The sequence below is a fragment of the Micromonospora echinospora genome (assembly GCF_900091495.1).
Classification (GTDB): Bacteria; Actinomycetota; Actinomycetes; order Mycobacteriales; family Micromonosporaceae; genus Micromonospora; species Micromonospora echinospora.
In genome coordinates this window covers 1,506,615-1,520,922 of record NZ_LT607413.1, presented here as the reverse complement: position 1 = coordinate 1,520,922, position 14,308 = coordinate 1,506,615, and the positions used below count along the sequence as shown (strand labels likewise).

The 14,308-nt window shown below is 65.4% G+C and carries 11 protein-coding genes, 1 tRNA gene and 1 pseudogene; 7 read left to right on the top strand and 6 right to left on the bottom strand.

What is annotated here, in order from left to right; translation table 11 throughout:
• Positions 1–9: 9 nt before the first annotated feature.
• Positions 10–1,434: a TolB-like translocation protein gene (locus tag GA0070618_RS06780; protein WP_094978000.1), complete on the bottom strand. Its 1,425-nt coding sequence runs from the start codon at positions 1,432–1,434 to the stop codon at positions 10–12.
• Positions 1,435–2,118: 684 nt separating this feature from the next.
• Between GA0070618_RS06780 and GA0070618_RS06775 the strand changes: the two genes are divergently transcribed.
• The 3 genes from GA0070618_RS06775 to GA0070618_RS06765 all read left to right on the top strand — a co-directional run bounded on the left by GA0070618_RS06775 (position 2,119) and on the right by GA0070618_RS06765 (position 4,627).
• Complete coding sequence (locus tag GA0070618_RS06775; protein WP_088980876.1) at positions 2,119–3,102, top strand: uroporphyrinogen decarboxylase/cobalamine-independent methonine synthase family protein; 984 nt, start codon at positions 2,119–2,121, stop codon at positions 3,100–3,102.
• A 76-nt stretch (positions 3,103–3,178) separates the two neighbouring features.
• Complete coding sequence (locus tag GA0070618_RS06770) at positions 3,179–3,862, top strand: IS5 family transposase (RefSeq protein WP_231931634.1); 684 nt, start codon at positions 3,179–3,181, stop codon at positions 3,860–3,862.
• A gap of 294 nt (positions 3,863–4,156) precedes the next feature.
• Positions 4,157–4,627 (top strand): VOC family protein, encoded by a 471-nt coding sequence (locus tag GA0070618_RS06765; RefSeq protein WP_088980875.1) that lies wholly within the window; start codon positions 4,157–4,159, stop codon positions 4,625–4,627.
• Here GA0070618_RS06765 and GA0070618_RS06760 read toward each other — a convergent pair.
• The 4 genes and pseudogenes from GA0070618_RS06760 to GA0070618_RS06745 all read right to left on the bottom strand — a co-directional run bounded on the left by GA0070618_RS06760 (position 4,596) and on the right by GA0070618_RS06745 (position 9,894).
• A pseudogene (locus GA0070618_RS06760) lies at positions 4,596–5,763 on the bottom strand (IS3 family transposase). The gene GA0070618_RS06765 and the pseudogene GA0070618_RS06760 overlap by 32 nt on opposite strands.
• A 431-nt stretch (positions 5,764–6,194) precedes the next feature.
• On the bottom strand, positions 6,195–6,695 hold the full coding sequence (locus tag GA0070618_RS06755; RefSeq protein ID WP_088980874.1) for a hypothetical protein: 501 nt from the start codon (positions 6,693–6,695) through the stop codon (positions 6,195–6,197).
• A 111-nt stretch (positions 6,696–6,806) separates the two neighbouring features.
• Positions 6,807–8,009, bottom strand: coding sequence for a NucA/NucB deoxyribonuclease domain-containing protein (locus GA0070618_RS06750; protein ID WP_088980873.1), 1,203 nt, complete (start codon positions 8,007–8,009; stop codon positions 6,807–6,809).
• Between the two features lie 67 nt (positions 8,010–8,076).
• Complete coding sequence (locus GA0070618_RS06745) at positions 8,077–9,894, bottom strand: RICIN domain-containing protein (protein WP_088980872.1); 1,818 nt, start codon at positions 9,892–9,894, stop codon at positions 8,077–8,079.
• A 637-nt stretch (positions 9,895–10,531) separates the two neighbouring features.
• Between GA0070618_RS06745 and GA0070618_RS06740 the strand changes: the two genes are divergently transcribed.
• The 4 genes from GA0070618_RS06740 (at position 10,532) to GA0070618_RS06725 (ending at position 13,598) form a co-directional block, all read left to right on the top strand.
• On the top strand, positions 10,532–11,362 hold the full coding sequence (locus GA0070618_RS06740) for an IS5 family transposase (RefSeq protein ID WP_088980871.1): 831 nt from the start codon (positions 10,532–10,534) through the stop codon (positions 11,360–11,362).
• Positions 11,359–11,766, top strand: coding sequence for a hypothetical protein (locus GA0070618_RS06735; protein WP_088980870.1), 408 nt, complete (start codon positions 11,359–11,361; stop codon positions 11,764–11,766). Before GA0070618_RS06740 ends, GA0070618_RS06735 begins: the two co-directional genes overlap by 4 nt.
• Before the next feature lie 256 nt (positions 11,767–12,022).
• Positions 12,023–12,098: transfer RNA gene (locus tag GA0070618_RS06730), tRNA-Arg, on the top strand.
• A gap of 1,218 nt (positions 12,099–13,316) precedes the next feature.
• Complete coding sequence (locus tag GA0070618_RS06725; RefSeq protein ID WP_088980869.1) at positions 13,317–13,598, top strand: hypothetical protein; 282 nt, start codon at positions 13,317–13,319, stop codon at positions 13,596–13,598.
• A gap of 391 nt (positions 13,599–13,989) precedes the next feature.
• Here GA0070618_RS06725 and GA0070618_RS06720 read toward each other — a convergent pair whose 3' ends face one another.
• Complete coding sequence (locus GA0070618_RS06720) at positions 13,990–14,301, bottom strand: hypothetical protein (protein ID WP_143740507.1); 312 nt, start codon at positions 14,299–14,301, stop codon at positions 13,990–13,992.
• Between the last annotated feature and the right edge of the window lie 7 nt (positions 14,302–14,308).

Sequence of the window (14,308 nt, the reverse complement as noted above, 5' to 3'; positions counted from 1 at the left end):
CCGAGGATCCTATGCCGCCCTGACTGTTCTGTTGCGGCGGCGTCTTCTGCGGAGAATCGAGTTCGTCAGCAATGCTCCGGCGATAAGCAGAGCCGCAGCGATGACCAGACCGAAAGCCTTGATGTACATCCGGTACTGCGGCCCGATGCCGCCGGGTGGCAGTTTGCCGGGATGGGTACGGCCGCTGGCGATCGCGTCGTCGGCGATGTCGACCCCGTGCATGGCTTCCCCCGTGCCGGATAGCAGTAGTCGGGTGTCGTCGTTGGTCAACGCCACCACGTCTGTTTCGTATTTTGTCCATGCGCCGTAGGTGATGCCGTCCTCGACGCCGAAGCCGACCACCTTGGCGCCGGGCTCGGGGCGGTAGCGGGCTACCACGGCTGCCCCGTCCGGTGCCCAGCCCAGCAGTCGTAGCGCGACCAGCCCTGCCTGTTCAGCGAAGGGCATCGTCGCCAGGTCCGCTCCGGTGCTGGCATCCACTACGCGCAGCTGCCATCTGGACTCGTACGGGTCACCGTCACAGCAGCGTCGCTGGGTCACCAGCGTCAGTCCGCGGCCGTCCGGTGTCCACGTGCCCTTGCCGGCGAGTTGGGTGCCCTCGGGCACGGTGAACCGGCTCCGCGCCTCACCGTCGACCGTCGTCACGGTAACGGTTCTCGCGGACTGGTAGGCGAGGATGCGTCCGTCCGGGCCGAACGCCGCGAGCCAGCCGTAGAAGAGGGTTCGTGGATCAAGATCGGCAATGGTGGTGAGCTGGTTGGTGGTGATCTCCCAGACTGCCAGCACCGCCCGGGTCTCGGTGTAGACCTCGACACCATTGGGCTGCCGTACGTACCGGCCATCGAAGCCGACAACCGCCAGCCGCCCACCATCCTTGGACCAGGCGACCGGGAAGGTTTCCTCGGTGCCACTGACCGACGGCAGGCGACGAACCTTTCCGGTACGCAGTTCCACCAGCTGATTGGCCATGGCCACGGTGCCGCCGTCGGCAGAGAGCAGTACCTCCTCGCCAGCCCGGCCGCCCCAGTCGTTGGAGAGCAGACGATATGGGTCGCTACCCACTGCGACTGCCGCCACCGAGCCCAGGCTCGGGGGCTCGTACCACCAGTTCTCGGCGGTGAAGATCAACGAGGCGGCGGGCACCGGGCGTCGTTGTACCGACCAGGCGCCCCACTGTGGGGTACCGACCCGGTCGGGCAAGGACAGGGATCCGGATACTCCGGCCACAGTCCCCACCGTTGCCGGTCGGGCCTGCCAGCCGACCAGCGGTGGTGCCACGATGACGCTGAGCATCAGTACCAGAACCACTGCGGCTGCGACGGTCGCCCGGTGCCGCCGCCGCAGGCCGGCTTCGGCGACCAGACCTTCGTACGAGACGTACGCCGGCACCCCGGCCGCGCTGTCCCGCATCGCCCCCGTCAGTTTGCTGTTCACCCGTCCACATCCTCGACAACCTGCGAATCCAACAGATGCGGTGCAACGAGACGAAGCCGTGCCAGACCCTCATGGCCGTATCGTTCGACTGCGCCAACGCTGCAGTTGGGTACCACGGCGACGTCAGCCTCGGCCAGATCCCGAAGGCCATGCCGGCTCCGGACCTGGCGAACCGACAGTTCACCGCTGCGGCATCGAATCGGCTGCGGGTCGCCGACGCTACCCGCATCCCTGAGGCCAAGGCGTGTTCTGGCTCGCCGTGGCGCGGGACGTCTTCTCCGACCGCATCGTGGGTTGGCACTGCCACGCCTCTTTACCTCGGCGGCACCGAACTCGCACTCACCACTGGCAGCACCCAACCTCCCCTGGGCGTGCCTGATCACCTGACTCGCACGACGGATATCATCGACATCGGTAGCTGCACCATTGGCGCCGGCTTGGCGCGACTCATCCGATGAGCGGCCGAAATGCAGATTACGCAACTGCGGCTGGATCTTGCTCGTGCCGCGTGGCGGGGCCGTGACGACCTTCCACCGCCTTGCTGGCCGGGCCGGCCATGCCGGCTGGAGGTCGCCAGCAGGTCGGGGCGCTGACCGGTTGGGGTGGAGGAAGGGGATAAGGGTGAAGAATAGACGGAGGACGCATCTGGTTGGCACCATCCCGGCCGAAAGCCCTCGGGGTGCGATGCAGTGGGCTCTGTCGCAGTTGGGGGACAGCCTCGACATGGTGCCCGACGGTGAGACGCACCGCCCGGATTGGGTGCTGCACATCGTGGAGGAGCTCCGCACTCATCCTGACTTCGAGTTGACGCGTGACGGCGACTGGTCGGACTACAGCAAGACACCAATGTTCAGGGTGCGTCGGGGCCACACGTTGCGAGGTGACGACATCAAGTTGGGCATCGAAGCAGCCTTCCGTGACAGCTATCCGATCTATCGAGAGCTGGCCGTGGCGCATGGCCGATCGGAGCTGCCGTTCCAGGTAGGCGTGCCGGGCGATCTCAATGTGGCGATGTTCGCCTTGGGCCCTGCTAGAGCGATTCGGCATCGAAGGGCGTTCACCGATGCGACGTTGCGCGAGATCCGCGCGATCCATGCCGAGGCTGGGGACCAGGTGGTGTTCCAGATCGAGGTACCGGCCGAGTTGGTTTTCGTGGCGAGTGTCCCGCGCTTCAGTCAGCCGGCTGTGGCGGGCTACTTGGCACGCGGGATCGCGGGCCTGGCTCGGCAGGCGCCCGAGGGCGCCCGCTTCGGCATCCACCTCTGCGTCGGAGACCTGCGACATCGGGCACTGGCGCGGATGAGGGATAGTGGCCCTCTGGTGCGCCTTGCCAACGCCATCGCGGCGAAGTGGCCTGCGGGTAGGCCGTTGGAATTCGTGCACGCACCGTTCTCCGCTGCGGTGGAGCCACCGCCCGTCAACCCTCGCTGGTACCGGCCGCTTGCGGGGCTCCGGCTTCCGACCACGACACGCTTCATCGCCGGCTGCGCGCATGAGCGCCAAGACCTCGCCGCCCAAGTCCACGTTCGCAACCTCATCGAGCGAATCGTCGGCCGCCAGGTGGACATCGCGACCAGCTGCGGCCTCGGGCGACGCGACCCTGCGGCGGCCGAACATGCGATGCGCCGCACAGCCGAGCTTGCCAGCAGCCCAGCGGCGACGGTGTGAGGCGGCAGCCGCGTCGACAATCTGCCAGGACGCCAAGCGGAGATGGCGCACCCCCACCGTCGTCCATCAAACCTGTGTGGATGGCCCGGTGGGCCCTGATCGCACCCCGCCTGAACGCCTGGCCCAGGCCCGCACCGAGGCCGGCGTCGGCGACCGCACCCCCACCCACGACCTACGCGACATCTTCGACGCCATTCTGTACGTCAACCGCACCGGCATCGCCTGGCGCTACCTACCCCACGACTTCCCGCCCCACCCGACGGTCTACGGCTACTTCGCCGCATGGAGCAAGGAAGGCATTTTCATCGAGCTGAACTACCAGCTCACCGGCCTCGTCCGCGATCACCGCGGCCGCACCATCGAACCCACCGCATCCATCACGGACAGCCAGAGCGTGAAGACCTCCACCAACGTTCCACTGGCCACCCAGGGCACCGACGGCGGCAAGAAGATCGTCGGCCGCGAACGCGGCGTCATCACCGACACCCTCGGCCTGTTCCTCGCCGTCATCGTCACCGCCGCCAGCGCCAGCGCCAGCGACAACGCCATCGGCATGGACCTGCTCGACCAGGCCACCACCACCTACCCCACCCTGACCAAGACCTGGGTCGACGCCGGATTCAAGAACCGCTCGCCGAACACGGCACCGCCCTCGGCGTCGGCGTCGACGCCAAAGGACCCACGCATCAAGGGCTTCGGCGTGGTCAAACGCCGATGGGTCGTCGAACGCACCCTCGGCTGGCTTATGCACCACCGCTGACTCGTCCGCGACTACGAAGCCCGACCCGACAACTCCGCCAGCATGATCACCATCGCCATGATCGACACCTTCGCCAAACGCCTCACCGACGAAACCACCCCAACCTGGCGAGACATCTGAACACGCATCACTCACAAAATACGTGAATCAGACGCCCTCTCAGGCCGCACCCGGCTGCTGACGTACCGCGGGCGACCACCGCGCAGCGTCCGACCGAAGAAACCTACGCGAGAAAAGTGTGCCAGCGCCGAAGGCGGGTAGGCAGCCGACCGGCGGGGACCGGGGGAGGCGTGGATGGCGAACGAGGCGCCGGACTACTTTCAGCCCGAGGGCGGGCTGGTGCTCACGCATCTGCTGATCGTGCGGGACGTGGACCGGTCACGGGAGTTCTATCAGCGGGTGCTGGGAGCCACGGTGGTGCGGGACCGCCAGCCGGCGATTCTGCGGTTCCACAACAGCTACATTGTGATCAACAGCGAGGGCGGTCCGACCGACGACAAGCCGGACGTACAGGCCCAGGCGCCGACAGCCTCGAACACCCTGAGCAGCGCGATGAACATCCGGGTCACGGACGTCCACGCTGTCTATGAGCAGTGGCGGTCCCGGGGTGGCGAGTTCCTGACCGAGCCGAAGGACCACGGCGTCGAGATCCGCTGCTACCTGCAGGATCCGGACGGCTACCTGATCGAGCTTGGCCAGGGCACCGGGATCCTCGCCGAGATGGGCCAGGCCGTCACGCGGCCTGACTGGCCGGTGGGTGCATGATGGTCTCGAATTCAACGGGGGTCAACCGGGACAGCGACCGCTGTCGACGACGACGGTGGTAGGTCCGTTCGATCCAGGTCACGATCGCGATTCGTAGTTGCTCGCGGGTGGCCCATGATCGCCGGTTGAGGACGTTGTTCTGTAGGAGTCCGAAGAAGGACTCCATGGCGGCGTTGTCGCCGGCGGCGCCGGCGCGGCCCATCGATCCGGCCATGTGGTGGCGGTTGAGGGCTCGGACGAACTTCCTGGATCGGAATTGGGATCCGCGTCGGTGTGCAGGATGCAGCCGTCCAGGCCGGCGCGTCTGGCGGCGGCGTTGTCCAGCGCGGTGACGGCCAGGCGGGACTTCATCCGAGAGTCGATGGAGTAGCCGACGATCCGGTGGGACCAGGCGTCCTTGATCGCGCAGAGGTAGAGCTTGCCCTCGGCGGTGTGGTGTTCGGTGATGTCGGCCAGCCACAGCCGGTTCGGGCCGTCGGCGGTGAAGTCCCGCTGGACCAGGTCGTCGTGCACCGGCGGTCCGGCCTTGCCGCCCTTGCCGCGACGCCTGCGTTTGCCGAAGGCGCTCCACCAGCCGTTACCGGAGCAGATCCGCCACGCGGTGCGATCAGCCATCGGCTGCCCAGCGTCGCGGGCCTCGTCGACCAGGAACCGGTAGCCGAATTCCGGATCGTCACGGTGAGCGTCGAACAACGCGTTGGCCCGATACGCCGCCACCTGCTCAGCGGTCGTGACGGGTCGGGCCTGCCACCGGTAGTAGGGCTGACGAGCGATCTTCAACACCCGGCACGTCACCGCCACGGGGATCCCGTCGGCGGCCAGCTCGCTCACGAGCGGGTAGAGCCTTTTCCCGGCAGATGCGCCTGCGACAAGTAGGCAGCCGCCCGACGCAGAACCTCGTTCTCCTGCTCCAACAACCTGATCCGCTTCCGCGCCTCCCGCAGCTCCGCCGACTCGCTGCTGGTGGTGCCGGACTTCACGCCGGCCTCAACGTCGGCCTGACGCAGCCACTTGAACAACGTCATAGGGTGCACCCCGAAGTCCTTCGCGATCTGCTCCACCGTCACGCCCGGCTCACGGTCACGAGCAACCCGAACGACGTCATCGCGGAACTCACGGGGGTACGGCTTGGGCACAACGATATCCTTCCAGCCCGCCGACAAGGCAAGCCAACTCAGATGTCACCTATCGGTGCAGCAGACCCGAGTACCGCCACCGGCATGAGCTACCAGCCGGGCAATCCCTGGCCTCCCCAGCGACACGACGGCGCTTCGCCGCCATGCCCCACATCCAATCCGGCAACTCAGCCTCGCGGGCCCTGGCGGAGCACCGTGACCCGGCCCAGGCAAGAGCCGCGAAACAGGCGACGATCGCCACCACTCACAGCAGCGAGTGAGCCGAGCACAGGAGGACGGAGTGGTCGCGTCGGCCCCGAATGTTGACGTGGCCCACGACCAAGACCGGACCCGGCTCATGGCAGCGGCTGTCCCTAACCCTTACGGCAACTCCTGTTGAAAACACGTATCGTTCAACACCAGCAGCGGCCGGTCGAGTTGCCGTAGAGGGATCACGCGGGCCGTAGCAAGATGCGGTATTCCTCGATACCCGCCCACTGCTCCCTCCACTCGATTGACTGCGGGGTAGGCATCGTCGCGAATTCCTCAGCTATCGACAGCGTCTGTGAAATCGCTTCATTGCGCCCTCGGTAGAGAACATCTACCTTGTAAATGCCCGGGTGGGGTAGCTCCATGACGACGGCGTTGCCGAAGCCATCGCCCATGTGGGCTTCGGCGCTAGGGAATGGAAGCTCGAACAAGAGTCTTTCCGTCCAGTCGCCCGGATTGGCTTCTGGTCTTTCGGTGTTGTGCAGCTCGATCACCGTGCGGATTTTCAGCATGTCCTGCGCACAGATGATGAAGATTTCGGCACCGTTGGATGCGGCTACGTGGTGCTGTGCTGCCGCGATGGCCTCACTGGTTCCCGCCTGGTCTGGCAGGGTGTAGTCGCGCACGGTCAAAGTTCTGTAGAGCGGAGCGAAGAGGAGTTCCTTGCGGCTCAGGGCAGCCATTGTTGTCCTTTGTTGCGCTGGCGGTGAGCGCCGGAAATTGTATCCGGTGCTCACCGCCAGGTTCAGTGGGTGTTGTGTGTGGATCCTATCCCTGCAGGTCTCCGGCTCAGGTCACGGGAGGCCGGCGCTGACGCGGACGTGGAATCCATCGCAGTTGAGGATCCTCTGTGTGCGGAAGAAGGCTGACAAGAGGCTGCCGGCATTCCCATTTTGAGTGCCGTCGATCGGTCGCGCTGATCCGTGCCATGCGCTCCAGTTGGGGTTTGAAGGCGCGCTGCCGTTGTCGTTGCCGCAGGTGATGCCAGAGGTGGAAGTGGCCGCGCCCTCGTAGGTCACCGCGAAGGGGTACTCGTCGCATTGGAGCCCTCCAGTGCTGTACTCGGGGCCCCAGATGGCTATGCAGGCTTTCCTGGCCTCATCCCGATTGAGATCGGAACGCGATCCCATGTGGCGATGCAGGGGCTGGCCGCCGACTTTCCCCGGCGGTGACTTGCCGAGGAAGCTCGGGAAGGTCCGGTAGGTTGAGTTGAGTGCGTCGTCAACGTGTATCGCCTCTTGCCGGTGATTGCTACCCGCGCTGCGGTCTAGCTCGAGAACGGGGGCGTGGTCCCGGAACACTGAGCCGTGCTGTGGAGCGCTCCCGATAGCCTGTCCAGCGGAGTCGTAGCGTGCCCGGGTGACTGCGATCGATTCGGTGTACTGGTTTGTTATGCCGTCCCGGTACTCTACTGTAATGGTCGTTGTGGCGGTCAGGTCGACGGTGAGGTAGGGTGCCGTCCCGGTGTCGTTGGTTGAAGTTGCGATGATTGGATTGAAGTAGGGCCTTTCATGCCATTCGGCGATTGAGTGCGATCGGTATGTTTCTCCTACGCAGTTGATGTTCGTCACGTTCTTGCAGCCGCTCATGTCAACGGTGATGTAGCCAAGCTCGTGATTGAGCTGCGGAGAGATCTTTACTTCTTCCAGGCTTAGTAGAATTTCGAATCTGCGCTCGGCGTACTGGGCGTATCCGAGAATCAAGTAATGGAACTGAATCTTGCCTCGGTACTCAAGCGTGTCCGCACGGTAGAGGTTAATCTCGCGTTCGTATATGTGGCACTGCTCGAAACGAGTTGGCGTCCAGCCTTGCGGTCTGGACGGCAGATCGCCTCCTTGCTCCCTACAAATTTTCTCCAGTTCAGCACCCTCGGCGACGGTAGCCGCGTTTACGGATGAGGCAGCCGATGCGGGCGACTGGGGTGCCGCTGTCACAAGTGTGAGAAGGGCGGTGAACGCCACCGCTAGCGTGCGGACTCTCATCGGTCGGTCCCTCATGGTGTCCCCTGCGTTATGTCGGTGTCGGGCATCAGATGGTCGTGGCCGGCAGAGTCGAAAGGCGCAGTCATCGCTGGCCTTGACAGCCGACACCGAGACACGCGTAGAGCAGGCGTTGGCTCGCCGCGTCGAAGACGGCGACGTAGCCGTCGTACGTGTTGGTGTTGGAAGCGGCCAACGAATGGACCCGCGCGGAAGAGGTCACCACATGCACCAGCTCATCTCGGGGAATCCCCTTGATCTGCGGGGTCGCCGCTGCCCGCTTCGTGGCGACCAGCGCGTCAGACACGTCACCGACCGTTCGGAAGGTTCTTCCAGCCTCACGAAGTGCCTGTTCGGCCGTCATCGGCGTGGTCTCCGAACGGCTCGGCTGGTTGTTGAGATTGTTAATATTGCAGACGAGCCGGGCGGAGACGCAGTCGGCCAGTCCTGGTACGCGGTCCAGGCAGTCAGTCGAACCACTCATCAGGCAGTCAGCCAAAGTACGCTGGTCAACACCGTTGTGAATTGCGGCCGCCGGTGCCGAAGATGGAGGTGGCCCGGCGGCCGTGGCAGCTGCGGTACCTGGCTTGCCGACACCGAATGAGTCAAGCACGGGCGGATCGGTGGACGTGGCACCGGCTACCGCCTTATAGGAGGAGGTAATGCAGTTCGGGGGAAGGTTCACCACGTCGTAGATCCAGTCCTCGTAGCGCGGTGGGGTGTCGCACTTCTTCGGCTCAGCCAAACCGATGTCGCTGAGGTAGGGCAAGCGCCACACCTGGTTTCCATCCAGCAACTGGGTCCTGTACCCGAATGGTTGGCTGGCCGTCACCGCGCGTGGATACCGGATGGCAGTGCCAGAGCGGGACAACCGCGTCGAGCCGCCTGCCTGGAGTGCGGTGGTAGCAACAGTGTTGTAGTCGTACAGCAGATCCCACTGGCCAGCGTCGCCATTGCCAAGCAGCATGAACGTGTGGTTGCGTTCGTCAGCGGTGTGGGACAGAGGTGCCTGCACAGGGCTCAGTTCGTGGTATTGCTCTGTACCGGAGTTGGCGTCCCACTCCATCCAGTAGGCCCCGTAAGAAACACTGCCTGTTGGCTGGACACTCCGATCAGCGCGTAGGCCGAACTCCACCCCAGTGGAGCCCTGGCTGCCGTCGGGCTTGAGCGGCCTCAACTGCGTGTAGTTCCTCACAGTGTTGCTGAGTACGTAGAGCTCAGGGTCAAGCCACGCCATGCTCAGCGGGTAGTGATGCCAGTTCGTGAACAGGCCCCGCATGCGACCGCTGCTTTGGATGGTGCACACCTCTGTCATCGTCCAGTCGCTACTACGGACGGTACAGTCATGAGGAGCAGGCCTGAGCTTCCAACGTTGTAACGCGCTGCCGTTGCAGACGGCCGTTGTCATCGACGCCCCAGAGTTGGGGTCGTTAAGCGTGGCCAAGCACTGCGAATTGCCGACGTTCACCAACGTCCACCCACCGTATGGATTGTCGAGTGGGGCACGCCACCGCTGTGAATTGGCCGTGCTGCAGTCGTTGATCACCAGACCCGCCGAGGTCCGATCGAGGCAGCGTGAACTCGCCACGTTGCGGATGCGGAAGGTGATTCCCGCAGTCGTGCTGGACGCTACGCGTTCCCACTGCCAACGCTGGGCGTCGACATTGGCGCCAGGAAGACCTACGCGATAGTTCCGTGCCCGGATCAGGGACCCAGCGGTGGTAGCGATCGCCTCCCACACCCTGGCGTCGCCCGGCGCTCCCACACCCACTGCCGTCGGTGCCGAGAACGCCGCTGCGGCCGGTTGAGCGGGCACGATCCAGAAGCCGAAAGCCATCATCATGGCAACCGCGTAGGCGAACGCTCGACGCCAGCGGCGGCCATCGTTCCAAGCCAGGCTCATCCCATGCTCCTAGCGCGCAACTCTCCACTGCCGTCGATCGATCTAGGGACGTGTTGGCAGACGTGCATGCAGGACTGATTCATTGTGGACCTCCCCGTGAGCGCAACCGTGATGGCGGTGCATGGCTTTGTGTCCTGACGTGCCGCCGACGCCGAGCGATCGGCAGCCCATCGAAGATCGATGATGCCGCCGCCCATGATGCACAAAGTGGCAAAATGGTCACGCTAGGGAGTTTGACCTGTGTGGTCGGTCCAGCCTGCCGGCTCCCACCTGCCAGCGGGCCTGGTGCGCCAAGGCAAGATCTGCGGGCTGATTGATCACGACTACCGTGAGTTGGAGATCGGCCCGCCTGAACCTCTCCTAGCCCGCGATTCCCCCGCCGAGCGCTGGCCCGGGGTCCGCGTAGTGCCCTGAGCCGGCGTTCGACGCCTGCGGGAGGTTGTCGCCAAGGCCCGTTCCTGCCGGCCTGCGGCTCGCGAGTCGGTGTAAGAGGCCGGTTCGAGGGCTTTTGATTTGATCTATGCTTTGCGTCCGGTTGAGGGTCCTTCAGCGGGTTCGCCACGGATAGCGGTCTCTCGATGTCGGGGAATGTGAATCCTGGTCGTGACCGTCGGGCGGTAGTGGCGTTAGGCCGTTCATGGGTGATCGGAAGCCGTACCCCAGCGATGTCACCGACGCGCAGTGGGCGTTGATCGGGCCGTTCCTGCGGGCGTGGAAGGCCAAGCGGGTCTCGGTGTCGGGGCATCAGGGTGACTACGACCTGCGGGAGATCGTGAACGCGATCCTCTACCAGAACCGGACCGGCTGTCAGTGGGCGTACCTGCCGCACGACCTGCCGCCGAAGTCCGCGACCTACTACTACTTCGCCCTGTGGCGGGACGACGGCACCGACCAGGCGATCCATGATCTGCTGCGCTGCCAGGCCAGGGAGAAGGCCGGCCGGACCGAGGATCCGACCGCGGTCGTGTTGGACAGCCAGTCGGTCCGGGCGGCGAACCATGTCCCGGCCGCCACGACCGGCAAGGACGCCGGCAAGAAGGTGTCCGGCCGCAAGCGCGCCCTGGCCGTGGACACCCTCGGTCTGGTCATCGCGGTCGTGGTGACCGCCGCCTCGGTCACCGACAACGCCATCGGCATCCGACTGCTCGACACAGTCGTCGAGCGCGCCCCGACGGTCACCCGGGCGTGGGTCGACGCCGGGTTCAAGCAGGACCTCGCGCTGCACGGCGCCGTCCTCGGGGTCGACGTCGAGGTCGTCAAACGATCCGACACCCGACCCGGGTTCGTGCCAGTACGCAAGCGGTGGATCGTCGAGCAGACCTACGGCACGTTGATGCTGCACCGCCGGCTCGTGCGCGAGTACGAGAGCCGCCCGGAATCGGCCGTGTCACGAACGTTGTGGGCGTCGATGGTCACCATCGTGCGCCGGCTGACCGGCACCAGCACACCGTCCTGGCGACACCGGTGAACCTCGCCGTAATCCTCGACCTGATCACCGCACGCGAAGCCACCGCCGATCAGGCCGCCGACCGGCTACGCGAGCAGATCACCGCCCTCACCGCCGACCTCGCCCGCATCGAGGGCGAGCTGGCTGACCTGAAGGTCACCCGCACCACGCTGCGCATCCTCACCGCCGCCGAGTTCACCGCCGATGACCCGACGATAGCCAGCGCCCCCTACCAGCAGATCCTGACGGTCCTCGACACCACGACCACCGGCATGCGGGCCAAGGACATCTGCCTCGCCCTCGGCGTCGACCCCATCCCGAAACACGTCGAGAGCGCCCGCGCGAAGCTCAAACGCATGGTCAAGCATCACGTCCTGACCGAGAACCAACCCGGAGTGTTCACCCTCACCCCGAAACGGACCTAACCTAACGAACCGGCCTCTAAGGGCGACACGCCAGATCTCGCCTGATGTGCGCGGTGTGTGCTCTCCAGCGGATGCCAACCCGGGTCAGCCCGTGCCCACACGCATCACCCCAGGGTGCCGTCGGTCGCAAACGGGGATTCGTGTGCTCGGGGTGTGGTCCTGGGCTGGGCGAACAGGGGTCCGGGTGACGTGGGCGAACGGGGGCCACTCCCTGCCACCCCAGGTGAACCCGCTGGTCGCTAGACTGGGCACTCGCGCCCTCGTAGCTCAGGGGATAGAGCATCGGTTTCCTAAACCGTGTGTCGCAGGTTCGAATCCTGCCGGGGGCACCAGCTCACAGCCTTGATCACCGATCATTGCTCCGGCTTCCGGGGCTTGCGTGTCCGCTGCGTGCCCGATCGCTTGGCGACCTTCGACCGGCTCACGTCCAGGTGCTGGGCGACCTCAGCGTCTCGGCCGTCGACGGCACCGCCAGTTCCCGGTTTCCGGGGCGGGGACGTGTCGGGTCATGCTAGCAGTCACCGGCCACCACCGAGGACGGCCCGCAGATCGACCCGGTCCGAGACGTCAAGGGCGACGACCGCCCATAGCCCTGCACGTTCCATAGGGGACTCGAGCGTTGACCTCGGTCGTCGTCCCCAGCGACACGAACACCCACTCGTTGCGTCCGCCGTGACCTGAGCAGGCGGTACATACCAACCAGGTCTGCCAACCCTCCTCGGTCTCGACCAGAATGGTGGATGGCTGATCCGACATGGCTTGGACTCCTTCGAATCGGTCACGGGGTCACGTCCGTTGCAGCGGACCGTGGCCCCACTTCTCTATGTGGCAGTCAACTCGTGACTACCGTTGGCTGGCGGGCCCCAGCGGCTGATCGCTGAGCGGGAGTAGCCGGTCAGCTCTGCGATGCGCCGGTAGGGCACCCCGACGGCTACCGCGTGCTGGACGCGGGGACGTAGCACCTCATCAACCTGCTCCAACTCCCGAAGCAGCCGACGACGCTCAGCCCCAAACCCGCAATCTTGCCTACGGCCGCTGCACGTTCGTGCTCGGGCAGGTCTGGCGCTGGAAGCAGGTCGTAGCGGTATCGCCCAGCGGTGAACGAGCGGCCCTCTGCGGAGATCGGCGTCTCGGACGCGTCCGGGGGTGTCTGCCGCTCACGTCGACGCTGGCGCTTGCCCATGTCCCGGCGATACATCACTTGTCCCAGCCGGGACAAGTTGTCCTCGATAGGTAGCGTTTGCCGAGCAGTTTCAGCAGACAGACGAGGCTGAGGCGGTGTTGTCTGATGCCGGGCTGGTCGCCTCGGAACGCTTCCTGTGACCTGTTGCCGAATTGACCTCTCAAGAATCAAGGCGGCCCGCAAGCGGCCCGCAGGCCGGCCGCGCTCGGCCTGCTGGCGGCGCAAGCGCCGGCATCGGCCGGCGCGCCGGCCCGATGTTGCGGACTGCGCCAGGTAGCCAAAACCGATGCCTCCGGCGGGGATCTTCGACAGAGATGGGCTTCAGGCAACGGGGCAACGCCGATAGACGCGAACATATAATGCGCCGATGACTACCCAGCCACAGACGGTGTGGGAGAACGCCGATGGCGTCCTCTCCGGCAGCACGGCATCGGTCCGAGCCGCCGCTATGCCACGCGGTGACCAGGTGTGTGGAGCCGTGACGCTTACGATCCGCGTGCCCGGGGGCTTCTTCCAAGTGGTGCCGCAGGACCAGTCCGGTGTCGCGACGATCCTGCTCAATCCCAATGAAGCTCGCGGCATCGCTGCTTGGCTGGACGAGGCGGCGCAAGCAGCAGACCGAGTAGGCCCGCCGCTGTACGAGAGCTAGGAGCAGAGCCGGCGACCTGGAGGACCCGGGTGACCGGCTCGGCACGTGCCCGTTGCGTGCCCGTTGCGTGCCCGTTGGGATGGGCGACGGCGGTCAACGGCGGTTAGCTCCAGGGCGTGGCTGCCGGCAGCGTGACGCAGGTCAAGCCAGGCTGTTGCCGAGCGACTTTCGCCTGTGTCCACACTTCCTAAACCGTGTGTCGCAGGTTCGAATCCTGCCGGGGGCACCAGGCCACAGCCTTTACCACCGATTACTGATCCGGTTCCCAGGGCTTCCGTTCGCCGCCTGTCCGACCACCTTCGCCCGGCTCACGTCGAGGTGTCGGGCGACCTCGGCGTCCCGGCCGTCGACGGCGCAGGCGGAGTGACGAGTCGTGGCTGGCTCGGAGTGATCAGGGCCGCGTTAGAGGTTTCACCACGTCTCGCCACAGCATGCCTGCCATCGCCTGCCGACGGGTCAGGTCCTGCGGCATCAGCCCACCTGCATACAACATGATCATGCCGGTGAGCGCGAGAACCACGCCGGGAAGCATGACGGCCACCGTGCAGCCGGCCAGCGCGGCTGTCAAGGCCGGAACGTCAACAAGCGTCGACGTCATCGTCAGCCCGCCCAGCACCAGGGCAACCGGATGGCAGCGAAAAGCCCATACGAGGAGGCGGTACGCCCTGGTGTGACGTAGCGGCAGAGCTTTCTTCTGGCGCACCGCTATG

What these genes read in the sequence shown, in the direction of transcription:
- GA0070618_RS06725 (WP_088980869.1), top strand. Translation starts at nt 13,317, where the DNA reads ATGACTACCCAGCCACAGACGGTGTGGGAGAACGCCGATGGCGTCCTC.
- GA0070618_RS06765 (WP_088980875.1), top strand. Translation starts at nt 4,157, where the DNA reads ATGGCGAACGAGGCGCCGGACTACTTTCAGCCCGAGGGCGGGCTGGTG.
- GA0070618_RS06740 (WP_088980871.1), top strand. Translation starts at nt 10,532, where the DNA reads ATGGGTGATCGGAAGCCGTACCCCAGCGATGTCACCGACGCGCAGTGG.
- GA0070618_RS06775 (WP_088980876.1), top strand. Translation starts at nt 2,119, where the DNA reads ATGCAGTGGGCTCTGTCGCAGTTGGGGGACAGCCTCGACATGGTGCCC.
- GA0070618_RS06755 (WP_088980874.1), bottom strand. Translation starts at nt 6,695, where the DNA reads ATGGCTGCCCTGAGCCGCAAGGAACTCCTCTTCGCTCCGCTCTACAGA.
- GA0070618_RS06750 (WP_088980873.1), bottom strand. Translation starts at nt 8,009, where the DNA reads ATGAGGGACCGACCGATGAGAGTCCGCACGCTAGCGGTGGCGTTCACC.
- GA0070618_RS06745 (WP_088980872.1), bottom strand. Translation starts at nt 9,894, where the DNA reads ATGAGCCTGGCTTGGAACGATGGCCGCCGCTGGCGTCGAGCGTTCGCC.